Raw genomic sequence first — 24,294 nt, 5'->3', positions numbered from 1 at the left:
ACAAGGCCTCCTCCTTCATTAAAAGTAAATAGCTAGTACTAATTTAGCATTTTTTACAAAAGTTTTCCACAGAAAGAAAAGAAAAAAATTTTTTATAACAATTATCCACATTATCCAGAAGAAAAAAAAAGAAGAAAAACACAGGGAGGAAAAAAAGATATCCACAAGAGTAATCAACAGGTGGATAAGTGGTGTAAAACTAGAGATTTACCCAGTGGGTTGTGGATAAAAAAAGTAATAATGACAGTACTTACAGAAATCAATGCACAGGAAATTATGGAATTGTGGATTACTTATTTTCAGCTGTTTATTCTGTGTAAAAACCAAGGGTAAATTACTGTGGAAAACTTCTGTGTATAACTTTATCCACATTGAAAACACAGCGCGAAAAATACCGTTGTGGATAAAATGAGAGAAGTATTTTCGAATAAAAGCTTTTTTTTATATTGACAAATCACCTAAGTACTCGTTATACTATCAAAGTATGTCTGTGTTTAATTCATGTACATGTAGATAAGAATTTCTGGAGGTGGAACAAGATGAAAAGAACATACCAACCAAATAAACGTAAACGTCAAAAAGTTCACGGATTCCGTAAACGTATGAGTACTAAAAATGGACGTCGTGTTTTAGCTAGCCGTCGTCGTAAAGGAAGAAAAGTTCTTTCAGCTTAGACCACTGGGGTTACAGTGGTTTTTTTTATGCCCTTTTTTAGAGGAAAAGGTGAAAGACTTATAGGAAATATGGTATGATTGGGAGCGTAAGTGAGAGATAGAAAAGGAAAGAAAACGAATGAAAAAAGCGTATCGAGTGAAAAAAGAACGAGAGTTCCAAGCGGTGTTTCAAACCGGCGCTTCCTTTGCTAACCGTAAGTTTGTCGTGTACCGTTTAGAAAAGAAGGAACAACCGCATTTTCGTGTTGGCTTATCTGTAGGTAAGAAAGTCGGAAACGCTGTATGTCGCAATGAAGTAAAACGAAAAATCCGTGCGGCGATCTACTCATTGAAAGAAGAGATCGAGCCGGAATTAGATTTTATTGTGATTGCTAGACCAAGCATCAAAGGACTGACTTACGATGAGATTCGCTCCAACTTAGTCCATGTCTTAAAGCTTGCAAAAATAATCGACAGAGAGGAAAAGAGTAAGTGAAGAAATACAAACGTTTACTTTTGATGGCCGGACTTGTCGGTCTGATCATCGTCTTATCCGGTTGTGGAACTGGAGAAGTCAGCGCACAAAGTACAGGAATTTGGGATCGCTACATTGTTTATTATTTTGCAGAAGCGATTAAAGCATTGTCATTTGGAAATGTTGGGATCGGGATCATTTTATTCACGATCATCATTCGCGTAATTTTATTACCATTAATGCATTTCCAAACAAAAAGTATGCGTAAGACCCAAGAACTTCAACCAAAACTAAAAGCGATCCAACAAGAATATAGTTCAAAAGATCCTGAAACACAAAGTAAGTTAAGAGAAGCACAACAACGGTTATATGCTGAAAATGGTGTAAATCCATATGCAGGTTGTTTGCCTTTATTAGTACAAATGCCAATCTTAATGGCTTTATGGCAATCAATTTCTCGTGTTCCTGCGTTGAGTCAAGGTCACTTCTTGTGGTTGAACTTAGGGAACGCTGACCCAACCTTTATTTTACCAGTGTTGGCTGCCATCTTTACATTTGCAAGTACGTATTTATCAAGCATGAGCCAAGTGGAATCGAACGCTTCATTGAAAGTCATGAATTTTGCGATGCCAGTGATGATCTTAGTTATGGGGGTCAATTTAGCCAGTGGACTTTCATTATACTGGGTAGTATCAAATGCTTTCCAAGTGTTCCAAACACTATTGATCAATAATCCATTTAAAATCAAACGTGAGCGTGAAGAAGAAGCACAACGTATCCGTGAAAAAGAACGTGCTTTGCGTAAGGCACAAAGTCCTAAGAAAAAACGTAAAAAATAAGGGAGGGAATGCAAATGCCGATTTATGAAGCTGCAACCGTAGATGAAGCTGTTGAAATTGGATTGAATGAGTTAGGACTAGCAAAAGAGCAAGTCGCTATTGAGATACTTGATGAAGGAAAAAAAGGATTTCTCGGAATGGGAAAAAGAAATGCCAAACTTTCAATCGAACCGAATATCAGCGAAGTTGTCTCTGAAACGATCGAAGAAACCGTAGAAGAAGTGTTGGAAGAAACATCTGTTCAAACAGAAGATACGGGTGAAATCGAACCTGAGGACTTGATTGAAGAAAAAAGTGAATTAGGTGACGAAGCAGCTTTATCGGAATTAGCAACCTATCTCACTGAGATCTCCCAGCAACTAAATGCACCAGCTGTAGTAAAAATGACACGAGAAGCGAATTTGATCGTCTTCCATTTAGAAACGGATAAACAAGGTCTGTTGATCGGCAAACATGGAAAAACGTTAAATGCTTTGCAATATTTGGCGCAAGTGTTCATTCATCGAGTAGCCGGTAATAAACTCTCTGTCGTGGTAAACGTGGGCAACTATCGTGAAAAACGACAAGAGATCATCCAACGTTTAGCTGAGCGCACCGCAGAAAAAGTCTTGCGTACGGGACATCCTGTATTTTTAGAACCGATGCCTGCGTTTGAACGCAAACAAATCCACGCGGCGTTAAGTAAACATGAGGGAGTACAAACCCACTCAGAAGGTGATGAACCATATCGTTACTTAGTTGTCGAACCAGCCAAATAGCGATTACGAAGAGAAGAACCAAAATCTTGCGATCAGATTGACAAACTTTTCCAAACAAAGTATATTTTATTAGAAATCATTCTTATCGGAGTATACGATGGTAGTCTTTACTTTGGTAGAAAAAACGTGCAGAGCGAAAGCTCTGCACGTTTTTTTGTGATCAGCCAATCGTTGTCTGGACAAATTGGATCACGGTACCGTAAGCAAAAAGTTCGATGATCTGTTTGCCATCTCGGGGTTTTTGTTGATATTCAAAGTGACAATTGATGACTGCATTTGCGCCATAATCTAACACTTTCTTTTTTAATTTTTGTTTTGTTGTCAAGAACATGTCATCACTATTGAATGTAGGGTCGAATAAGTCTCCTTCAATACATTCTGCGACAAATACGATATCTCTGACGATATATTTTTGATTGATATTCCCTGTCGATAACACCACTTCATTGATTCGTGGATCATCTACTCCGTCTACTGCACTAGGCTTAAATTGGGCCATAATTTTTGCTCCTTTCGGTAAAGAAAAAGTATGTAGATACCGTTACCATTTAAGTGTAACGTTTTTTGGAACAAAGATAAAGATATAAGAGTAGATTTACTTCTATAGAGAGTGATCTAATGATAGTTTCAATCAAAAGAATCCTGTGCAGAAAAAGTTTAAGATTGATTAGTGACTCTCATAAAAATAAACAAAAAAGCTTGATTACTAGAATTAGATATGATAGTCTATGACCAGAATTTAAACAGAACAAGCAGTCAAAGTGCGAAGTTCACCATTTATTGCAAAGGGTGAAGTGGGCACTTTTTTTGTGCGTAAAATGAAAAAGGAAGTGAAAAAATGGCTGAAATAACCTTAGAATTTGATACGATTGCAGCAATCTCTACGCCACCAGGTGAAGGGGCGATAAGTATTGTGCGTTTAAGCGGTGATCAAGCGCTGACCATTGCCAATAAAGTCTATCAAAGTGGCAATAAACAGTTGTTGGATGTTCCTAGTCATACGATTCATTATGGGCATATCGTCGATCCCAAAAGTGAACAATTAGTCGATGAAGTCATGGTATCCGTCATGCGCGCACCACGAACATTTACCCGAGAAGATGTTGTAGAAATCAATTGTCATGGGGGCATCGTTGTCGTCAATCAAATTTTACAGCTTCTATTAAGAGAAGGCGCACGTTTAGCAGAGCCAGGAGAATTTACAAAGCGTGCCTTTTTAAATGGACGAGTTGATTTATCCCAAGCTGAAGCAGTCATGGACCTGATCCGTGCCAAAACAGACAAGGCGATGGGTGTCGCGTTGAACCAATTAGATGGGAATCTGTCTGCATTGATCCGTTCCCTTCGACAAGAGATTTTAGAGACATTAGCACAAGTCGAAGTGAATATCGATTACCCTGAATATGATGATGTCGAAGAATTGACGACAAAACTTCTATTAGAAAAAGCGCAGATGATCCAACAACGTATCGAAGTTCTTTTAGCAACATCACAACAAGGCAAGGTCTTACGAGAAGGATTAAGTACGGCCATCATCGGTCGTCCAAACGTTGGTAAGTCAAGCTTACTGAACCATTTATTACGAGAAGAAAAAGCCATCGTGACGGATATTGCGGGAACGACAAGAGATGTGATTGAAGAATACGTCAATGTTCGTGGCGTACCGTTGAAACTGATCGACACAGCAGGTATTCGGGAGACAGAAGATATCGTGGAACAAATCGGTGTTGCTCGTAGTCGTAAAGCTTTGGCAGAATCTGAATTGATCTTACTTGTCTTGAATCAAAGCGAGCCGTTGACAATTGAAGATGAACAGTTGTTGGAAGCAACAAAAGGATTGAAGCGGATCATTCTATTGAATAAAACTGATTTACCGAAACAATTAGAGGAAGACAAGCTTTTATCATTGATCGAGGATGAACCAGTATTCGCTGTTTCGGTTGCCAATAATGAAGGGTTAGACCGATTAGAAACGGCCATCTCTGAGTTGTTCTTTGGCGGGCAAACTGGCGAAAGAGATGCAACTTATGTATCCAATACCCGTCATATTGCCTTGCTCGAAAAAGCGGCCATCTCTTTACAAGAAGTGATCGCAGGAATCGATGCGGGTATGCCTGTTGACCTCGTTCAAATGGATATGACTCGCTGTTGGGATTACCTTGGTGAAGTCGTAGGAGATAGTGTCCAAGATGAATTGATCACACAATTGTTTAGTCAATTTTGTCTTGGAAAATAAAGGAGGAACAGTTCTTGAATCATTATCAAGCAGAAGAATATGATGTGATTGTTGTCGGTGCAGGACATGCTGGTTCAGAAGCCGCTTTGGCTGCTGCACGTATGGGATCAAAAACGTTACTATTAACGATCAATTTAGATATGGTGGCATTTATGCCATGTAACCCTTCCGTCGGCGGTCCAGCCAAAGGCGTTGTCGTACGCGAGATTGATGCACTAGGCGGCGAAATGGGTAAGAACATTGATAAGACATACATTCAAATGAGAATGTTGAACACTGGGAAAGGACCTGCTGTCCGAGCATTACGTGCACAAGCAGACAAGCATGCCTATGCCAGTGAAATGAAACATACAATTGAAAAAGAAGAGAATTTGACACTAAGACAAGGAATCGTTGAAGAATTGATCGTTGAAGAGGGGGGTTGTCATGGTGTAGTCACTTCAACTGGTGCAAGCTATCGTTCAAAAGCAGTCGTTATCACTGCAGGTACCGCATTACGTGGTGAGATTATTATCGGTGAATTAAAATATTCATCTGGTCCGAATAACTCACAACCATCAATTGGTTTAGCCAATCACTTAAAAGAATTAGGTTTTGCCATTGATCGTTTTAAAACCGGAACGCCTCCACGCGTGAAATCAAGTACGATCGATTACTCTGTTACAGAAGAACAACCGGGAGACAAGGAGCCAAATCATTTTAGCTTTGCCACACCGGACAGTGCCTATAACTTAGAACAAGAACCTTGTTGGTTGACTTATACAGGTGAAACGACCCATCAAATCATTCGTGACAATCTTCACCGCGCACCAATGTTTACAGGAATCGTTGAAGGCGTCGGCGCACGTTACTGCCCATCGATCGAAGACAAAATCGTCCGTTTTGCAGACAAACCACGTCATCAACTCTTTTTAGAACCAGAAGGATTGAATACAGAAGAAGTGTATGTTCAAGGGCTTTCAACTTCACTTCCAGAAGACGTCCAAGTGGATATGTTGCATTCGATTGCTGGATTAGAAAAAGCAGAGATGATGCGTACGGGCTATGCCATTGAGTACGATGTGGTCGAACCACACCAGTTACGTCCAACATTAGAAACGAAAGTCGTAGAAAATCTTTATACGGCCGGTCAAACCAATGGGACAAGTGGATATGAAGAAGCAGCGGGACAAGGACTGATTGCAGGAATCAATGCAGCATTGAAGGTTCAAGGAAAAGAGCCATTAGTCATCAAACGTAGTGACGGCTATATCGGTGTCATGATCGATGATTTAGTCACAAAAGGAACGAATGAACCTTATCGCTTACTGACATCCCGGGCAGAATATCGTTTACTTCTTCGTCATGATAATGCTGATCTACGCCTAACGGAAATGGGTCACCAGATCGGTTTAGTAAAAGAAGATCAATATGCTGCTTACTTGAAAAAGAAAGCAGCAGTTGAACAAGAAATCAAACGTTTGATGAACGTTCGTATCAAACCAACAGAAGACGTCCAAGCCTTTTTAGCAGAATTGAATGCTGCACCATTAAAAGATGGTGTACTAGCAAGTGATTTCTTGCGCCGTCCAGAAATCAGTTATGCCGATCTGTTACGATTTATTCCAGAAAATCCAGAATTAACACGTAAAGAAATCGAGCAAGTTGAAATCCAGTTGAAATACGAAGGATACATCAAAAAAGCATTAGAAAAAGTAGAAAAACTAAAACGGATGGAAGCCAAACGCATCCCAGAAAACATTGACTACGCTGCGATCAACGGATTAGCAACGGAAGCAAAACAAAAACTTCAAAAAATCCGTCCAGAAACCATCGCACAAGCAAGCCGCATCAGCGGTGTCAATCCAGCGGACCTAAGCATCTTGATGGTCTATATTGAACAAGGGAAGATTGCGAAAGTGGAAGCGTAAAGCAGTGACACGTTAAGAATTCGTGATACTAAATGAATTCTTAACGTATAGACTGACTACATTTCTCAGCTATTCATGTAAAGAATGTTCTAGTCTATCTTTTACATCTTTTACTTGTGCACCAGCCTCAAAGAGCAAGCTAGCGTGGGCTTTCTAAAGCCATGAACTTTGTTTATCTTCATATTAGGGAACTTCCTAGCTACTTTATCAGGGTAGCCTTTGTAGAGGAAGTTCCTTTTTGTTAGTTTTTATTGCATTTTCACACTTATTTTTTTGCTTTACTCTGTATATTGCTCGTGGTACTATAAGTATACTAAATAGCGGTGTATTACTTCGGTATGCACCTAAAAAAGTCGGATGCGTCCGGCTTTTTTTGTTTGAACAAGGCAAGATGGCGAAAGTAGAAATATCTGCTTAAATAAGAAATATAAAAATAACAGCTAATGAATCATCTGATTCGTTAGCTGTTATTTTTTATTTAGAAAGAACATAAATTGATTCACTTATGTAAAAAAGAAGAAACCTGAATATCCAATCGACTGATCAGAAACCTATGTATACAAGCACCTAAAAGAAACCCACAAGTATTTACAAAAACATCGCCCATATCAAAGATTCCTAGATAAAAGAAATATTGAATCCATTCAACTCCTAAAACAGATAAAATGACCAAGAAACTACTCTTCCAACTCAATGGTAAAATCCAGCCTAAAGGTAGAAACAGTAAAATATTAAACAGAACAATCATTGGATCACCATAAATCAAATCCTTCACCCATGAAAATAATTGAAATTCTACGCCTCGTATCCCGATATTTTTTAAGAAAAGTAAATAAATGAGAAAGGTGATGTAGAGTAAAGAAAAAAAGATCAGCCATTCCCGATAAATGTTTCTTGTAAAAGCACAGTGAAGACTGACATAAAGGAATAACGTAATGATTATCACTAAGAAGAAAGGAAACCAGAAGTCGACAGGACCAGATGGTGGAAAAAGCGTAATAGAATAATAGTAGAGATAACGCATGAAAAACCATCGAGAAAAAAGTAAGCAAGATAGTAGCATTAAAAATCTTAAAAATAACAATTTTATTTTTGCTTCGATCTAAAAAACCTCCTTATTTTTGTTATAATCAATTGAGATGAACTTTATAAAAACATACGTCACAACACTTGTCTTTCTCTCTATAAGTATACATAAAATAACTTTATATTGAAATGTGATCGCAGAATAAAATGAAGTATACGTATTTTATTGTGAAGCATTGACAAAAATAGTAGCTAACTGAAAGGAGGATCTATGAACAAACGGCTTTGGTTAGGTGTATTAGTGCTCATTATCTTAGGAGGAATCGGAGGAAAGATCTACATGGATAAAAGAGAAGAAGATCTTCAAGAATTGCTGGAAATACAGAAAGATCTGGCAAATTATGTGTATAACAATTATCGGCTCTATATAAACAATCGAGAAAAAGAAGAAGAAATCTTCAGGAAATATGACCATGGACAAGGAGAAATGACAACAGAAGAATATTTGAAAGCATTGTTGGAGGTCAGAGAATATGCGGAGATAACTAAAATTGAATTTACTGGATATTCAGTGAGTCCGATGAATTTTTTGACCATTTATTTCACTGTAAATGGAGTATATGAGGAGGAAGTAAGTTTAAGTACTATTTCCGCAGAAACAAATAAACCTATATACATGATTTCTGATAGCACTGGAACTGGTCCTTATTATATTACAAAAAGAAAAGAAAAAATTAATTCGATTATGGCAGATGAACAAATTATCTATTACGAAGGAGGGATAGATTGATGGATCAAAATAGATGGCTATCTGATTCTGTGTATAAAGTTGAAGATGGATTGATAAAAGTAAATCATCTAGTAAAAGAAATCCCTTATATAGTCATAAAAACAGTAGATACAAATAAAGACAAAATCGGTAATGAATCTAAGCCAAAGAAAAATAGTATGCAAGCAATGGTAGTTGCTAAAATAAAAGAGGAATATCTTGGGTACAATGAAGAGCAATTAAAAAAAGTCCCCGGCTTCCCCGACTCCGTCATCACCAAAAACCTGACGATTGCCTATGCTGGCACGACTTCGCTCAAAGATTGGCACACAAACCTTGAGGAAATTGGTCGAAGTAATAAACATCCAGATGGCGCATTTTTCTCCGCTTTGAACTATGCCCGTGAAATTGAAAAGCAGTATCCCAAATCAGATGGCTATACGATCTCAACGACTGGGCACTCGTTAGGTGGAGCTAAAGCACTTTTTGTCGCAGGGCTCAATGGTTATGACAGTGTGACGTACGGCGCGGCGGGACCAGGGCTTGCACAAGCATTGTTTGATAATCATCCCGGTACGCTAATCAATATCTACGACACTTCGGATGTCGTCACGAGTGGGCTTTTCACTGGTGGGAAAGGGATGCTTCCAATCAATAGTTTTGGAATCGATAATTCGGGCTGGGAAACATTTGGCCATTCGCTGGATCAATTCAGAACAGATGAAGAGGGAAATTATATCGATAAGCATGGTCAGATCATCGTATACGTCGATGGCAATGGGGGGATCTTGTTAGCCCCAACTTTGTGGCAACAAACACTTTTGGAAAACGAAGCAATGATCAAACTACTAGCAGTCAGTGGCGAACATACCCTAGATGAAATCAAGCGTTTGAAAGAAGAAAATGAGTGGCTCAAGGTTCAAATCAAAGAATTCTTGACCTTAAAAGAGTTACAGCAGAAGCTGACTGCAAGTGGTGGCGGACTTTCTCAATCAGAAAAAATTTATTTAGAGGATAGCCAAGCATTAGCTGTCGTACGGACCGCAGCAAGTAAATTTGATGAGGCGATGGGCAATGTTCGCGTGATTTACCAAAACGGGATCACGGAGTTGGAAGAGTTATGGAATGACTGGTTGGGAAGAATTCGCAATTATACGCCACATTTGACGTACAACGAGGTAATTGAAACATTAGCCGAAGTTAATTGTACAAAATGGGAGATTGTCGATGAGCCAACACAGGAATTTAGAGATAAGATTCGCCAAATTGATCAGATGTCAGAACAGTTTCAAACACTCGCCGATGAAATCACCCAAAAAATCAATGAAATGGTGGCACGTGACAAAGAATTAGCGAATCAATTGTTCTAACCCTTGCTACAAAAGTGAACGATCGATAAAAGCACTATTGAGAAGTGATTGTTGTCTAACTAAATAATAGAAAATAAAGGAGTGTGAGCAATGGGCAGAACACTCTTTTTGTGTTGTCCGAGGGCTGATTATTTTTTTATTTTAGAAGTAGAATTTACCTACTTCCGAATTTGGCATAACCTCCTTTAAATTTATATATAGAAAGATTGCAACTCGACTCATTTTGCGTTAAAGTAGGAAGAGATTCTGTGAAACAATTAGCTGTTTCACAATGAAAGGACAAATTATGACACCAGAAGAATTTCGCCAAGTCTTGGCAGAAAAAGACATTCATTTATCAGATAAGCAAATGGCGCAGTTTGACCGTTATTTTCATTTATTAGTCGAGTGGAATGAAAAAATGAATTTGACGGCGATCACTGATCGAGAAGAAGTTTACTTAAAACACTTTTATGATTCATTGACGTTGGCATTTGATGTTGATTTTTCAACTGGACTGACTTTATGTGACGTCGGCTCAGGAGCTGGGTTCCCAAGTATTCCTTTAAAAATTGCTTTTCCTGAGTTACAAATAACGATTGTTGATTCCTTGAATAAGCGAATAACTTTTTTAACTGAGTTAACGAATCAATTAGAAATCGATGCGTCTCTTTACCATGATCGTGCAGAAACATTTGGGCAAAATCCGCAGTTCCGTGCATCATTTGATTTTGTGACTGCTCGTGCAGTGGCACGTTTGAATGTATTGACGGAACTGTGTTTACCATTAGTGAAACAAGAGGGCTATTTCTATGCACTGAAAGCTGCGAAAAGCGAAGAAGAATTGGCAGAAGCGAAACCAGCGATTGCGCAATTAGGTGGTAAATTTATCGGAGAGCAAGCAATTGAACTACCTAAAATCTCGGACAAACGCCACATTCTGATTATACAGAAGAAGAAACCAACACCGAAGAAGTACCCAAGAAAACCTGGGTTGCCGAATAAGCAACCAATCAAGTAGGAGGAGAAGAGATGGCACAAATTATATCCGTTGCAAATCAAAAAGGCGGCGTTGGTAAAACAACGACAACTGTAAATCTAGGTGCTTGTTTAGCAAGTTTAGGTAAACAAGTGTTGCTAGTAGATATGGATGCACAAGGAAATGCCACTAGCGGAGTAGGCATTCGTAAACCTGATGTGACACAAGATATTTATGATGTATTAGTCAATGAGTTACCAATTGCTGAAGCGACAATTGCTACTGAACATGAAAACTTGAGTATTGTGCCTGCCACTCTTCAATTAGCGGGAGCGGAAATTGAATTGACCTCAATGATGGCAAGAGAATCACGTTTAAAAAGTTCACTGGCTGAAGTCAACGATCAGTATGACTACATTTTAATTGATTGTCCGCCATCTTTAGGTCATCTAACCATCAACTCATTTACTGCAAGTGATTCGATTTTGATCCCTGTGCAGTGTGAATACTATGCGTTAGAAGGGTTAAGTCAACTGCTGAATACTGTTCGATTGGTACAAAAACACTTCAACCCTGAATTGGAAATCGAAGGGGTATTATTGACGATGTATGACGCTCGAACGAATCTTGGGAATGAAGTGGTGGAAGAAGTACGTAAGTATTTCCGTGAAAAAGTGTATGACACAGTGATTCCTCGAAACATTCGTTTGTCAGAAGCACCAAGTCATGGAAAACCTATCATTGATTATGATCCGCGTTCCAGAGGCGCTGAAGTGTATCAAGCATTAGCAAAGGAAGTGGTCGATCGTGAAGAAAAGTAAAGGACTAGGTCGGGGAATCGACGCGCTGTTTCAAGATTTGGAAAATTTAGAAACAGTCAACGTGAAAGATGAAACTGTTATTCAGTTGCCACTAAACGAATTGCGTCCTAATCCGTATCAACCACGTAAAACATTTGAAGAAGTATCATTGCAAGAATTAGCGAACTCGATCGAGTACTCCGGCGTCTTTCAACCGATCATTGTTCGTCGTTCGTCGGTGAAAGGTTATGAGATCATCGCAGGTGAACGTCGTTTCCGGGCGTCTAAATTAGCTGGCAAAGAAACGATTCCTGCAATTGTCAGAGATTTCGACGAAGAAGCGATGATGCAAGTTGCAGTTTTAGAAAACTTACAACGTGAAGACTTGAATCCTTTAGAAGAGGCAGAAGCTTACGAGATGTTGATGAAGAACTTAAAATTGACACAAGCTGAAGTCGCAAGTCGTTTAGGGAAAAGTCGTCCTTATATCGCAAACTATTTGCGTTTATTGACATTGCCTGATTTGGTGAAAGAAATGGTCCAAGATCAACGATTATCTATGGGACAAGCTCGTACGTTACTTGGATTAAAAAATAAACAATTGATATTAAAATTAGCCAATCGTGTCGTGACAGAAAATCTAACGGTTCGTCAATTAGAGCAACTCGTTTCAGAATTAAATCAAAATGATGGGCAAGAAAAGAAAAAAATCCCACGTTTAGCAAAGGAAAAACCGTATTATATCCGTGAGAGTGAAGATCGCTTGATGGATAAATTTGGAACAAGTGTCGCCATCCAAGAAAAGAATGGGAAAGGTAAGATCGAAATCGAATATCTTTCACAAAATGATTTAACTAGAATTCTTGATATTCTAAATATTCAATTTGATGAAGAATAAACAGAGGGAGGCTATGTTATGTACGACTTACATGATATCGTAGAAATGAAAAAACCTCATGCTTGTCAAACGAACCGTTGGGAGATCATCCGAATGGGCGCTGATATCAAAATCAAATGTATGAATTGCGGTCATATCGTGATGATGACCCGTCGAGAATTTGAGAAAAAAATGAAAAAAGTACTTGAAAAAAATGTAGAGAAAGAGTGAATGAATTTATGGCATTAACTGCTGGAATTGTGGGTTTACCCAACGTAGGAAAATCAACTTTGTTCAATGCAATTACAAAGGCGGGAGCAGAGGCTGCCAACTATCCTTTTGCGACTATTGATCCAAATATTGGAATGGTTGAAGTACCTGATTGGCGTTTACAACGTTTAACAGAATTAGTAAAACCAAAGAAAACTGTACCAACAACCTTTGAATTTACAGATATTGCTGGAATCGTTAAGGGGGCAAGTAAAGGTGAAGGATTAGGAAACCAATTTTTAAGTCATATTCGCCAAGTAGATGCAATCTGTCATGTCGTTCGTTGTTTTGACGATGACAACATCACACACGTAGAAGGACGTGTCGATCCTTTAGCAGATATCGATACGATCAATCTAGAGCTTGTCTTAGCAGATTTAGAGTCAGTGACGAAGCGCTATACACGTGTGGCAAAAATTGCAAAAACAAAAGATAAAGATGCAGTCGCTGAATTAGCGGTGTTAGAGAAAATCAAACCAGTATTAGAAGATGGACGTTCAGCACGTTCGATCGAATTTACAGAAGAAGAACAAAAAATCGTTAAATCTTTATTCTTGTTAACAACAAAACCGATCTTGTATGTGGCGAATGTGGCAGAAGATGAAGTAGCAAATGCAGATGCGAATGAATATGTTCAAGCAGTCCGCAATTTTGCTGCAGAAGAAAACGCAGAAGTGATTGTCGTTAGCGCCAAAGCAGAAGAAGAAATTGCTGAGCTGGACGACGAAGATAAAGCAGAGTTTCTTGAAGCATTAGGCATTGAAGAGTCAGGGTTGGATCAATTGATTCGTGCGGCGTATGACCTATTAGGATTAGCAACATACTTTACAGCAGGTGAACAAGAAGTTCGTGCGTGGACGTTCAAAAAAGGAATCAAAGCGCCACAAGCTGCAGGAATCATCCATACCGATTTTGAACGTGGCTTTATCCGTGCAGAAACAGTCTCATTTGAAGATTTAGACCAATACGGAACGATGCACGCAGCGAAAGAAGCCGGACGTGTACGATTAGAAGGGAAAGACTATGTCGTTCAAGATGGCGACGTTATGTTATTCCGTTTTAATGTATAAAAAGGCTATCATACGGTGTATGTGATATGTTAAAATGTCTTTTGTGACAACCGTCAGCGTCTAAGGAGGACTGTAAAATAATGGAAGCAGAACAGTTACGCGAAATCGTAAAAGAAAATGCGCAGTTAGAAGAACAACTAACAAAACGTAATCAACAATATATTTTTGACTTAAAAAAGTCGCTAGAAGCAGCGAATTTATCAGAAGAAGAAAAAGTAACGGCTTTGCATGAGATGTTACCCGTTTTAGTATCCGAACAAAAAGGTGGGAAAACAGCCCGCCAATTATTTGGAACGGTATCTGAAAGAACAGAAGCAATCATCAATAAACCGGTTGAAGTGAAAACTTCTTCGACACCAACGTTGATGTGGTTGGACAATACATTACTCTTACTCGGATTATTGAGTGTCATGATCGCAATCACTGGATTGTTTTCACGTGAAACAACGCCTGCTTATGGAATCACCACACTTGTACTAGGTTCAGCTATTGGTGGATGGGTCTTTTACTTGATGTACAAGTATATTTACCAGTATGAGTATCCAGGTGCTGATCGTAGTAAAAAACCTGGAATGGGTAAAACCTTGTTGATTTTGGGTGGAACGACATTGATCTGGGTCATTGCTTTTTCAGCAACAACCTTGTTGCCACCAATCGTTAACCCGTTATTAGATCCAGTAGTGATCATCATCATCGGTGCAGCAGCTCTTGCGTTGCGTTACTATTTAAAGAAAAAATATGGTATCGTTGGCAGTCTTTCTGTTCCAAGAAGATAATTTATTGGACTTAGAAATGATGTGACTTACGAGACGAACAATAAAGAAGAGAATGTGTTAGCATTACGCTGCACATTCTCTTTTTTATCGTTTATTTCTATTGATTTGACAGTGACGACCATGATCTCAAAACGTTCTTTTTTTATTATTATAAAAAATAATAATAAAGTGTTATTATCAAAAAGAAGAGATGATCACTGATGTTATAAAACATGTTGAGCGAGATAGTTAAACGATGAGGGGTGAATGAATATGAAAAAAGTCAAATGGATATTTTCTATCAATGCTGACGGAGTGCCTCTGTTTGGTTATGCCGGAATCAAAACTGGACAATTTATTCTTGGGCATGGAAGAAAGTTTCAAAAAGAAATGCGGTCTGTTTTAGGGCCAGAAATCGAGCTGGATTTCATTAGCTATAATACAAGAAACCCAGAGACACCAGCTGCTGATTTACTTGTGTATACAGATGTCGATGAAAAGTATCTTGACGAAGAGACGAAGAAAAAAGGCTTAAGCATTCCCTATAAACTATATTATTTGAATGAGATTGAAAAGATCAAAGAATCGATCGAAGCAAATGTTTAAAAAGTGAATCGCATCTTTTCTTTCTTGAAGTGTACTCGTTTCAGTTTAGTAAAAATATTGAGTAAGAAAAAAGAACGTGCAGTGTAAGACGAAAGCGCTAACTAACATTTGATCTTGATCAAACATTAGGAGACGCTTCATTATGCTGGTACGTTCTTTTTTTAGGATTCACTGAGTAGTTCCTTAGAAAAAACAAGGGATTAGTAGAAGTTGTTGACTTACAAAAGAAAATCGATTATTTTAGTAGATAAACTAAACAAGAGGAGTGGTACTAAAAATGTCCAACTGGGAAACAAAGTTCACGAAAAAAGGATTTACTTTTGATGATGTCTTATTGATACCAGCAGAAAGTCACGTGTTACCAAACGAAGTGGATATGAGTGTACAATTAGCAAAAAATATCAAATTGAATATTCCTATCATCAGTGCAAGTATGGATACAGTTACTGACAGCAAAATGGCGATTGCTATGGCAAGACAGGGTGGTCTAGGTGTCATCCATAAAAACATGACAATCAGCGAACAAGCAGACGAAGTACGTAAAGTGAAACGTTCTGAAAGTGGTGTAATCATTGACCCATTCTTCTTGACACCACAACACTTGGTCGCAGATGCTGAAGAATTAATGAGCAGATACCGTATCAGTGGAGTTCCAATCGTCGAAACATTGGAAAACCGCAAATTAGTAGGAATCATTACAAACCGTGATATGCGTTTTGTTACAGACTTCCATATCGAAATCAGCGAAGTCATGACAAAAGAAAACTTAGTAACAGCCCCAGTAGGCACTTCTCTAAAAGATGCAGAAAAAATCTTACAACAACATAAAATCGAAAAACTACCGATCGTTGATGATGCAGGTCGATTAAGTGGTTTGATCACGATCAAAGATATCGAAAAAGTAATCGAGTTTCCAAATGCAGCAAAAGATGAACATGGTCGTTTGTTGGTAGCTGCCGCAGTTGGTGTCACTAGCGACACCTTTGAACGTGCACAAGCTTTACTTGATGCTGGCGCAGATGCCATTGTCATTGATACGGCGCATGGACATAGCGCAGGTGTGATCCGTAAAATCCAAGAAATTCGTACAACATTCAAAGATGCAACATTGATTGCTGGTAATGTAGCAACAGCAGAAGCAACAAAAGCGTTATACGATGTTGGTGTTGACGTGGTGAAAGTAGGTATCGGACCAGGTTCGATTTGTACGACACGTGTGGTAGCTGGTGTGGGTGTTCCCCAATTAACAGCCATTTACGATGCAGCTTCAGTTGCGCGCCAATATGGAAAAACCATTATTGCAGATGGTGGGATCAAATATTCTGGTGATATCGTCAAAGCTTTAGCAGCGGGTGGACATGCGGTCATGTTAGGTAGTATGTTGGCAGGAACCGATGAATCTCCAGGTGAATTTGAAATCTATCAAGGTCGTCGCTTCAAGACATATCGTGGAATGGGTTCATTAGGCGCCATGGAAAAAGGATCAAAAGACCGTTACTTCCAAGGTGGCACGAATGAAGCCAATAAGTTAGTGCCAGAAGGTATTGAAGGCCGTGTAGCGTACAAAGGAAGCGTAGCAGACATTCTCTTCCAAATGATCGGTGGCTTAAAATCAGGGATGGGTTATGTTGGCTCTGCAAACCTAAAACAATTAAGAGATGATGCACAGTTCATTCAAATGAGTGGCAGTGGTCTGAAAGAATCTCATCCACATGATGTACAAATTACGAAAGAAGCACCAAACTATTCTGTAGAATCATAATCAAACTTCTTGAACATAAAAAAGCAGCTAAGCAATTCGTGCTAACGAATCACTTAGCTGCTTTATTGTTTATTTGATTACTTTTAGGTTACCCATGTAAGGCACGAGTACTTCTGGAACTGTGACTGAACCATCTTCATTTTGATAGTTTTCAAGGATGGCAGCAACCGTACGGCCAACTGCTAAACCAGAACCATTCAATGTATGTGCATAATGGATTTTTCCATCTGCATCTCGGTAACGGATCATCGCACGGCGCGCTTGGAAATCTTCACAGTTTGAGCAAGAACTGATTTCACGATACGTATCTTGTGCAGGGATCCATACTTCTAAATCGTACGTTTTCGCTGCTGAAAAGCCCATATCTCCAGTTGATAATGTCATAACACGGTAAGGTAAGTGTAATTTTTTCAAAATGTCCTCTGCGTCAGCGGTCATTTTTTCAAGTTCTTCATATGAATGTTCTGCATCAGCGAATTTCACCATTTCTACTTTATTGAACTGATGAAGACGAATCAATCCACGAGTATCACGACCGGCACTACCTGCTTCTGAACGGAATGCTGGGCTAAGTGCAGTGAAGTAAACAGGTAAATCTTCTTTTGCTAAGATTTCATTGCTGTAGTAGTTTGTTAAAGGAACTTCAGCTGTTGGGATCAAAGTTAAATCTGTATCAGCTAATTGGAAAACATCTTCTTTAAATTTAGGAAATTGACCAGTACCAAACATGGCTTGGCTGTTTACAGCGTAAGGCGTCATCATTTCAGTATAGCCATGTTCATAGACGTGTTGATCTAACATAAAATTATAAAGGGCACGTTCTAAGCGAGCACCTAATCCTTTATAGTAAACAAAGCGGCTTCCTGATACTTTTGCCCCACGTTCAAAATCAAGAATACCTAGATTTTCAGCAATTTCCCAGTGAGGTTTTGGTTCAAAAGCAAATTGACGAGGCTCACTCCAGCGACGAGCTTCCACGTTATCCTCTTCATCTTTACCCACCGGCACAGAATCATGAGGTAGATTAGGGAGAGTTGTAGCGATTTGTTGTAGTTTTTCATCTACTTGTGCAACTTCTTCGTCTAGTGCTTTGATTTTCCCACCGACTTCTTTCATTTCAGCGATCTTCGCAGTTGCATCTTCTTTATTACGCTTTAATTGGGCGATTTCAGCAGATACATCATTACGGTATTTTTTCAATTCTTCACTTTCAACCAACAATTTTCTGCGAGATTCATCTAACTCCACAAACTCCGCTAAGACTTCTTTTTTAACGCCACGTGACGTTAATTTTTCTTGTACATAGTCAACATTTTGACGGATCATTTTAATATCTAACATTTCTTTTCCTCCTTTTTTTGTATAAAAAAAACCAGCTCATCCAAAGAAATATCTTGGGACGAACTGGTTTGAGTTTCGCGGTACCACCCAAGTTCAGTCTATCGAGACTGCACTTGTAAACAGATAACGGCTGTTACCGACCTTTCTTATTTCGAAAGGCACATTGGGTGAACTGGAACTTCGAAATTATTTTTTACTGATTTGCACCAACCATCAGCTCTCTTGAAAAAAATAAAATGTACTGGGTTCACTGTTTTCCTCTATTTGTATTCTAAGAATAGCGAAAAATTTAGTTTCCGTCAATATGTTCTGTCAGATTGCCGACTAACTTTTCATTTTTTTTAAGCGGGAAATGCATGATAAAAGACGTCCAATCTTGATCTGACTTCGCATAGATATAGCCACCGTGCAATGCTACGATACTTTGTGCAATGGCTAGACCAAGCCCTGTCCCGCCAGTTTCTTGTGAACGGGATTCTTCCACGCGGTAAAATCGATCAAATAGATTGTCAATGGCTTGTTGAGGAATCATGGCACCATTGTTTTTGACAACAACGATGACTTCTGAACCAAGTTGTTCAATTTCAATGATGATTTTAGTAGCTCCTTTGCCATATTTTAGGGCATTGGTTAATAAATTATTGAATACGCGAACCAACTTTTCGGTATCACCATCCATGATCAGTGAATTGATTGGAGATTCAACAAAAATTTGAATCTCCTTTTTAGAAGCTTCTAGTTCAAAATCAGCTGCCAATTGTTCAATCAATTGGATCAAATCAAATGCAGAAAAATTCACAGGAACCGCCGGCTGACGTACCTTGGTATACTCGAACAGATCTTCTACCAATGATTTCATTTGTTTCGCTTTGACATAAGCAGTGTGAGTATATTTCAACAGATCTTCTTCTGTTTGATATTGACCATCTTCAATAAGACCTAAATAGCCAATAATTGATGTTAAAGGTGTGCGAATATCATGACTGACGTTTGTAATCAGTTCGTCTTTTGATTTTTCGATTTTACGTTCGTCTTCAATCGCCGCTACCGTACTGTCCACTAAGCCATTGATACTTTTGACTACACGACTAAGATCGCCACTTAATTCGAAAGGGATACGATGGTCGTAATTGCCATTAGCGATATAATGCAATTCACTAATAATGTGTCGTAATTGCATTTGTCGGTAGCGACGAATCAATCGCCAGTATAATACACCAACATCTAATAGAAAGAACACAGGAAAAATAAAGTTTCGACCATTCCAAAACAAATCACTATCTAAACGCTGGGCAAAGATATTTTTAGAATCCCAAATAGCGTTTGTCAAAGAAGGTGAACTACTGATGATCGAACTGATAATGACCAACATCGCTACATTCAATAGAAGCAGAAGGATGATCGTAATGATTCCTTCTGCTAATAATTCACTGATTTCTTTAGATGTCAGATTGATCCGGCGTCGTTTTTCGATCACTTTTTTATCTTGCATCAATTTTATAGCCCACTCCCCAAACGGTTTGAATGACTTTTTCTCCACCTGTTGCTTCTTCAATTTTATCTCTTAGATGACTAACATGCACCATTACTGTTTTAGCAGAAACGATACTTTCTTGTTTCCAGACACGTTCAAAGATCTCATCTGCACTGAATACATGGTTAGGATGACTTGCAAGGAGATATAGAATACCAAATTCTAAGGCAGTCAGTTGGATTTCTTTTCCATCGATTGTTTTGACTTCATGGGAATCTTTATTGATGATCAAGGCATTTACTTCTAGGACATCCGGTTGATCTGGTGTCACTTGCATTTTTGTGCGACGTAACAAAGATTTCACACGAGCCATTACTTCAAGAGGATTAAATGGTTTTGTTACGTAATCATCCGCACCCGCGACTAACCCTTTGATTTTATCCATATCAGTCGTTTTCGCTGTTAACATAATGATCGGGATTTGTGATTCTTTTCTTAATTCTTTTACTACTTGCATGCCATCCATTTCAGGCATCATGATATCTAGAATAAGTAATTCAATATCAGGGATTGTTCGTACTTTTGATAATGCTTCTTTTCCATCATAGGCTTTTACTGCTTCGTAGCCTTCATTGTGTACGTAGATACTAAGTAATTCAACAATTTCCTTGTCGTCATCTGCGATTAATATTTTCATAAATAGATCCTCCATCGATTAATGTGTTTACTCTTAATATTTTAGCAAAAAAAAAGATAAATAGATAAAAGCAGCGCTTTGTTAAGGAAAATTTTAGAAGAAGAGGGGGTAGAAGGGTGGAAATCTAAGATAAAGGAGGAAACAAAAATAGAAAGTGATTTAAATCAAGGAGCAACATCATTTAGACGAAGTAATAAATTGAGAACACTTACACAGCAATAGTAAGAAAAAAGAAATTTGATCAAACAAATTAAAAAATGAACATTACCTCAGTGAAACTAGGTTAAACAGGAGAAAAAACACGTAAAAACGAATGATTTTTCGCTTCCTGTTTTTAATGATCGACTCTCTTAAAAATGTTGATAAATCAGCCTTTTTTTAGTTGACTTTCAAAATTGATGTTGGTATATTATTATTTGTTCGAAAGAACGGAAAACAAACAAATCGATTCTTAAAATTAGTGATTGACATGTTTGTTAACACATGATAAGATAACGAAGTTGCTTTTGAGTGATTCACTGATTGAAGTTAGTTTCGCAAAGAAAAAAACAAAAAAAGTGATTGACAAATAACAAACAACAAGTTATTATAAGTGAGTTGCTAAAACGACCTCGTGAAAAACGAGTTCAAAAAACTTTTAAAAAATAGTTGACAATCATTCGAGAGTTTGCTAAGATATAAAAGTTGCTACGGCAATCACAAACGATAAGTTGAGGCAGTTGTGTTTCAATTATCATGTAGACCTTTGAAAACTGAACAAAGTAAGACAAACCAAATGTGTAGGGCGTCTTGATTCAATTCAAGACAACAAACATTTTTAACAAGCAAGCAATATGCTAGCAAACAAATTGAGCTTAACAATCGCAAGATTGTTCTAACTTTTATTTATGAGAGTTTGATCCTGGCTCAGGACGAACGCTGGCGGCGTGCCTAATACATGCAAGTCGAACGCTTCTTTTCCCACCGGAGCTTGCTCCACCGGGAAAAGAGGAGTGGCGAACGGGTGAGTAACACGTGGGTAACCTGCCCATCAGAAGGGGATAACACTTGGAAACAGGTGCTAATACCGTATAACAATAGAAACCGCATGGTTTCAATTTGAAAGGCGCTTTACGGTGCCGCTGATGGATGGACCCGCGGTGCATTAGCTAGTTGGTGAGGTAACGGCTCACCAAGGCCACGATGCATAGCCGACCTGAGAGGGTGATCGGCCACATTGGGACTGAGACACGGCCCAAACTCCTACGGGAGGCAGCAGTAGGGAATCTTCGGCAATGGACGAAAGTCTGACCGAGCAACGCCGCGTGAGTGAAGAAGGTTTTCGGATCGTAAAACTCTGTTGTTAGAGAAGAACAAGGGTGAGAGTAACTGTTCACCCCTTGACGGTATCTAACCAGAAAGCCACGGCTAACTACGTGCCAGCAGCCGCGGTAATACGTAGGTGGCAAGCGTTGTCCGGATTTATTGGGCGTAAAGCGAGCGCAGGCGGTTTCTTAAGTCTGATGTGAAAGCCCCCGGCTCAACCGGGGAGGGTCATTGGAAACTGGGAGACTTGAGTGCAGAAGAGGAGAGTGGAATTCCATGTGTAGCGGTGAAATGCGTAGATATATGGAGGAACACCAGTGGCGAAGGCGGCTCTCTGGTCTGTAACTGACGCTGAGGCTCGAAAGCGTGGGGAGCAAACAGGATTAGATACCCTGGTAGTCCACGCCGTAAACGATGAGTGCTAAGTGTTGGAGGGTTTCCGCCCTTCAGTGCTGCAGCTAACGCATTAAGCACTCCGCCTGGGGAGTACGACCGCAAGGTTGAAACTCAAAGGAATTGACGGGGGCCCGCACAAGCGGTGGAGCATGTGGTTTAATTCGAAGCAACGCGAAGAACCTTACCAGGTCTTGACATCCTTTGACCACTCTAGAGATAGAGCTTCCCCTTCGGGGGCAAAGTGACAGGTGGTGCATGGTTGTCGTCAGCTCGTGTCGTGAGATGTTGGGTTAAGTCCCGCAACGAGCGCAACCCTTATTGTTAGTTGCCATCATTTAGTTGGGCACTCTAGCAAGACTGCCGGTGACAAACCGGAGGAAGGTGGGGATGACGTCAAATCATCATGCCCCTTATGACCTGGGCTACACACGTGCTACAATGGGAAGTACAACGAGTCGCGAAGTCGCGAGGCTAAGCTAATCTCTTAAAGCTTCTCTCAGTTCGGATTGTAGGCTGCAACTCGCCTACATGAAGCCGGAATCGCTAGTAATCGCGGATCAGCACGCCGCGGTGAATACGTTCCCGGGCCTTGTACACACCGCCCGTCACACCACGAGAGTTTGTAACACCCGAAGTCGGTGAGGTAACCTTTTTGGAGCCAGCCGCCTAAGGTGGGATAGATGATTGGGGTGAAGTCGTAACAAGGTAGCCGTATCGGAAGGTGCGGCTGGATCACCTCCTTTCTAAGGAATATTACGGAGACTACACACGTTTGTCGATACTTTGTTCAGTTTTGAGAGGTCTACTCAAAATGTAACCCGGGGCCTTAGCTCAGCTGGGAGAGCGCCTGCTTTGCACGCAGGAGGTCAGCGGTTCGATCCCGCTAGGCTCCATTAACAACGTATGTTGTTATATACTTGTTCATTGAAAACTGGATATTGAAGTAAAAATGTAAGTAATACAAACCGAGAACACCGCGTTGAATTTGAAAGCTAAACAAATCGTTTAGCCTTAAGCAAAATAGGCGGCCAGAAGTGAAAGCTTGCTTTCACGGATTGGACGATCTTTTTGTCGAAGAGGCTGATTTGTGTGCTGGATAGAGTTTTTTAATAAGTTCAATTGCTTATTTTTCTTGATTGGACTTCTATCGCTAGAAGAAAGATCAAAACCCAACCGTAAGGTTGATAAGGTTAAGTGAATAAGGGCGCACGGTGGATGCCTTGGCACTAGGAGCCGATGAAGGACGGGACTAACACCGATATGCTTTGGGGAGCTGTACGTAAGCTATGATCCAGAGATTTCCGAATGGGGGAACCCAGCATCTTTTATAGGATGTTACGTATACGTGAATACATAGCGTATACGAGGTAGACGCAGAGAACTGAAACATCTAAGTACCTGCAGGAAGAGAAAGAAAATTCGATTCCCTGAGTAGCGGCGAGCGAAACGGGAAAAGCCCAAACCAATGAGCTTGCTCATTGGGGTTGTAGGACTCCGATATGGTAGTTCTTTCAGATAGTCGAATGACTTGGAAAAGTCAGTCAGAGAGGGTGAAAGCCCCGTAGATGAAATTTGGAAGGCACCTAGGAGGATCCTGAGTACGGCGGAACACGAGGAATTCCGTCGGAATCCGGGAGGACCATCTCCCAAGGCTAAATACTCCCTAGTGACCGATAGTGAACCAGTACCGTGAGGGAAAGGTGAAAAGCACCCCGGAAGGGGAGTGAAATAGAACCTGAAACCGTGTGCCTACAACAAGTCAAAGCCCGTTAATGGGTGATGGCGTGCCTTTTGTAGAATGAACCGGCGAGTTACGATTGCATGCGAGGTTAAGTTGAAGAGACGGAGCCGCAGCGAAAGCGAGTCTGAATAGGGCGTTTGAGTATGTAGTCGTAGACCCGAAACCATGTGATCTACCCATGTCCAGGTTGAAGGTGCGGTAAAACG

21 protein-coding genes, 1 tRNA gene, 2 rRNA genes, 1 pseudogene and 1 other annotated feature (1 of these 26 only partly in view) are annotated in these 24,294 nt (G+C 39.7%); of the genes and pseudogenes, 19 read left to right on the top strand and 6 right to left on the bottom strand.

Annotation, left to right across the window (positions count from 1 at the left end; translation table 11 throughout):
- The first annotated feature begins 539 nt into the window (after positions 1 to 539).
- The 4 genes from rpmH (at position 540) to jag (ending at position 2,725) form a co-directional block, all read left to right on the top strand.
- Positions 540 to 674: a 50S ribosomal protein L34 gene (gene rpmH / locus IGI79_RS13900; protein ID WP_002293121.1), complete on the top strand. Its 135-nt coding sequence runs from the start codon at positions 540 to 542 to the stop codon at positions 672 to 674.
- Between the two features lie 118 nt (positions 675 to 792).
- The gene (gene rnpA, locus IGI79_RS13895; protein WP_010734564.1) at positions 793 to 1,149 is read left to right on the top strand and encodes a ribonuclease P protein component; all 357 of its coding nucleotides are present in this window, start codon (positions 793 to 795) and stop codon (positions 1,147 to 1,149) included.
- Complete coding sequence (locus IGI79_RS13890) at positions 1,146 to 1,967, top strand: YidC/Oxa1 family membrane protein insertase (RefSeq protein ID WP_010734565.1); 822 nt, start codon at positions 1,146 to 1,148, stop codon at positions 1,965 to 1,967. The genes rnpA and IGI79_RS13890 overlap by 4 nt, the downstream gene beginning before the upstream one ends.
- A gap of 14 nt (positions 1,968 to 1,981) precedes the next feature.
- Entirely contained in the window at positions 1,982 to 2,725 is a 744-nt protein-coding gene (gene jag, locus IGI79_RS13885) for an RNA-binding cell elongation regulator Jag/EloR (RefSeq protein ID WP_019722885.1), read from the top strand.
- 160 nt (positions 2,726 to 2,885) lie between these two features.
- Here the strand turns inward: jag and IGI79_RS13880 are convergent, their stop codons facing one another.
- Positions 2,886 to 3,224: a heavy metal-binding domain-containing protein gene (locus tag IGI79_RS13880; protein WP_010734567.1), complete on the bottom strand. Its 339-nt coding sequence runs from the start codon at positions 3,222 to 3,224 to the stop codon at positions 2,886 to 2,888.
- A 339-nt stretch (positions 3,225 to 3,563) separates the two neighbouring features.
- Here IGI79_RS13880 and mnmE point away from each other — a divergent pair, with 339 nt between their 5' ends.
- Entirely contained in the window at positions 3,564 to 4,961 is a 1,398-nt protein-coding gene (mnmE, locus tag IGI79_RS13875; RefSeq protein WP_010734568.1) for a tRNA uridine-5-carboxymethylaminomethyl(34) synthesis GTPase MnmE, read from the top strand.
- 14 nt (positions 4,962 to 4,975) lie between these two features.
- Positions 4,976 to 6,871, top strand: coding sequence for a tRNA uridine-5-carboxymethylaminomethyl(34) synthesis enzyme MnmG (gene mnmG / locus IGI79_RS13870; protein ID WP_438846057.1), 1,896 nt, complete (start codon positions 4,976 to 4,978; stop codon positions 6,869 to 6,871).
- An 81-nt stretch (positions 6,872 to 6,952) separates the two neighbouring features.
- On the opposite strand, the pseudogene IGI79_RS13865 reads toward mnmG, so the two are convergent.
- Positions 6,953 to 7,110 (bottom strand): annotated as a pseudogene (locus IGI79_RS13865) (site-specific integrase); the annotation flags it as partial.
- 260 nt (positions 7,111 to 7,370) lie between these two features.
- Positions 7,371 to 7,895, bottom strand: coding sequence for a VanZ family protein (locus IGI79_RS13860; protein WP_065095854.1), 525 nt, complete (start codon positions 7,893 to 7,895; stop codon positions 7,371 to 7,373).
- Positions 7,896 to 8,237: 342 nt separating this feature from the next.
- Here IGI79_RS13860 and IGI79_RS13855 point away from each other — a divergent pair, with 342 nt between their 5' ends.
- From IGI79_RS13855 to guaB, 10 genes are all read left to right on the top strand, one after another.
- Positions 8,238 to 8,687 (top strand): hypothetical protein, encoded by a 450-nt coding sequence (locus IGI79_RS13855; protein ID WP_410300752.1) that lies wholly within the window; start codon positions 8,238 to 8,240, stop codon positions 8,685 to 8,687.
- A complete protein-coding gene (locus IGI79_RS13850) occupies positions 8,687 to 10,036 on the top strand; it encodes a lipase family protein (RefSeq protein WP_104776778.1) in 1,350 nt (449 codons plus the stop codon). Before IGI79_RS13855 ends, IGI79_RS13850 begins: the two co-directional genes overlap by 1 nt.
- A gap of 286 nt (positions 10,037 to 10,322) precedes the next feature.
- Positions 10,323 to 11,036: a 16S rRNA (guanine(527)-N(7))-methyltransferase RsmG gene (rsmG, locus tag IGI79_RS13845; protein WP_010734577.1), complete on the top strand. Its 714-nt coding sequence runs from the start codon at positions 10,323 to 10,325 to the stop codon at positions 11,034 to 11,036.
- Positions 11,037 to 11,047: 11 nt separating this feature from the next.
- Entirely contained in the window at positions 11,048 to 11,815 is a 768-nt protein-coding gene (locus IGI79_RS13840) for a ParA family protein (RefSeq protein ID WP_010734578.1), read from the top strand.
- Positions 11,802 to 12,692: a ParB/RepB/Spo0J family partition protein gene (locus IGI79_RS13835; protein WP_181055239.1), complete on the top strand. Its 891-nt coding sequence runs from the start codon at positions 11,802 to 11,804 to the stop codon at positions 12,690 to 12,692. The genes IGI79_RS13840 and IGI79_RS13835 overlap by 14 nt, the downstream gene beginning before the upstream one ends.
- An 18-nt stretch (positions 12,693 to 12,710) precedes the next feature.
- Positions 12,711 to 12,902 carry a DUF951 domain-containing protein gene (locus IGI79_RS13830; RefSeq protein ID WP_010734580.1) on the top strand — a complete coding sequence of 64 codons (192 nt, stop codon included), beginning with the start codon at positions 12,711 to 12,713 and terminating at the stop codon, positions 12,900 to 12,902.
- Positions 12,903 to 12,910: 8 nt separating this feature from the next.
- The gene (gene ychF, locus IGI79_RS13825) at positions 12,911 to 14,011 is read left to right on the top strand and encodes a redox-regulated ATPase YchF (protein ID WP_104776776.1); all 1,101 of its coding nucleotides are present in this window, start codon (positions 12,911 to 12,913) and stop codon (positions 14,009 to 14,011) included.
- Positions 14,012 to 14,091: 80 nt separating this feature from the next.
- On the top strand, positions 14,092 to 14,787 hold the full coding sequence (locus IGI79_RS13820) for a DUF1129 domain-containing protein (RefSeq protein WP_019722878.1): 696 nt from the start codon (positions 14,092 to 14,094) through the stop codon (positions 14,785 to 14,787).
- A gap of 252 nt (positions 14,788 to 15,039) precedes the next feature.
- Positions 15,040 to 15,372, top strand: a complete 333-nt coding sequence (locus tag IGI79_RS13815; RefSeq protein WP_229054112.1) for a hypothetical protein — start codon at positions 15,040 to 15,042, stop codon at positions 15,370 to 15,372.
- A 277-nt stretch (positions 15,373 to 15,649) separates the two neighbouring features.
- Positions 15,650 to 17,134 (top strand): IMP dehydrogenase, encoded by a 1,485-nt coding sequence (guaB, locus tag IGI79_RS13810; protein ID WP_010734584.1) that lies wholly within the window; start codon positions 15,650 to 15,652, stop codon positions 17,132 to 17,134.
- Between the two features lie 69 nt (positions 17,135 to 17,203).
- Here guaB and serS read toward each other — a convergent pair whose 3' ends face one another.
- The 3 genes from serS to IGI79_RS13795 all read right to left on the bottom strand — a co-directional run bounded on the left by serS (position 17,204) and on the right by IGI79_RS13795 (position 20,646).
- Positions 17,204 to 18,475: a serine--tRNA ligase gene (gene serS / locus IGI79_RS13805; RefSeq protein WP_062805935.1), complete on the bottom strand. Its 1,272-nt coding sequence runs from the start codon at positions 18,473 to 18,475 to the stop codon at positions 17,204 to 17,206.
- A gap of 51 nt (positions 18,476 to 18,526) precedes the next feature.
- Positions 18,527 to 18,732 (bottom strand) — a binding site (T-box leader).
- 32 nt (positions 18,733 to 18,764) lie between these two features.
- The gene (locus tag IGI79_RS13800; RefSeq protein ID WP_181055238.1) at positions 18,765 to 19,970 is read right to left on the bottom strand and encodes a sensor histidine kinase; all 1,206 of its coding nucleotides are present in this window, start codon (positions 19,968 to 19,970) and stop codon (positions 18,765 to 18,767) included.
- Complete coding sequence (locus IGI79_RS13795) at positions 19,957 to 20,646, bottom strand: response regulator transcription factor (RefSeq protein WP_010734587.1); 690 nt, start codon at positions 20,644 to 20,646, stop codon at positions 19,957 to 19,959. Before IGI79_RS13795 ends, IGI79_RS13800 begins: the two co-directional genes overlap by 14 nt.
- 883 nt (positions 20,647 to 21,529) lie before the next feature.
- Here IGI79_RS13795 and IGI79_RS13790 point away from each other — a divergent pair.
- The 3 genes from IGI79_RS13790 to IGI79_RS13780 all read left to right on the top strand — a co-directional run.
- Positions 21,530 to 23,090 (top strand): 16S ribosomal RNA (locus tag IGI79_RS13790).
- A 77-nt stretch (positions 23,091 to 23,167) separates the two neighbouring features.
- A tRNA-Ala gene (locus tag IGI79_RS13785) sits at positions 23,168 to 23,240 on the top strand.
- Positions 23,241 to 23,535: 295 nt separating this feature from the next.
- Positions 23,536 to 24,294, top strand: a 23S ribosomal RNA gene (locus tag IGI79_RS13780); it runs 2,156 nt beyond the window's last position.
- The 16S and 23S rRNA genes sit together here with 1 tRNA gene alongside, the layout of an rRNA operon.

This window comes from Enterococcus sp. AZ084 (genome assembly GCF_051714905.1).
In the GTDB taxonomy this organism is placed as follows: Bacteria; Bacillota; Bacilli; order Lactobacillales; family Enterococcaceae; genus Enterococcus_B; species Enterococcus_B pernyi.
The sequence above is the reverse complement of the archived record's forward strand: the minus strand, read 5'-3'. Positions and strand labels throughout refer to the sequence as shown.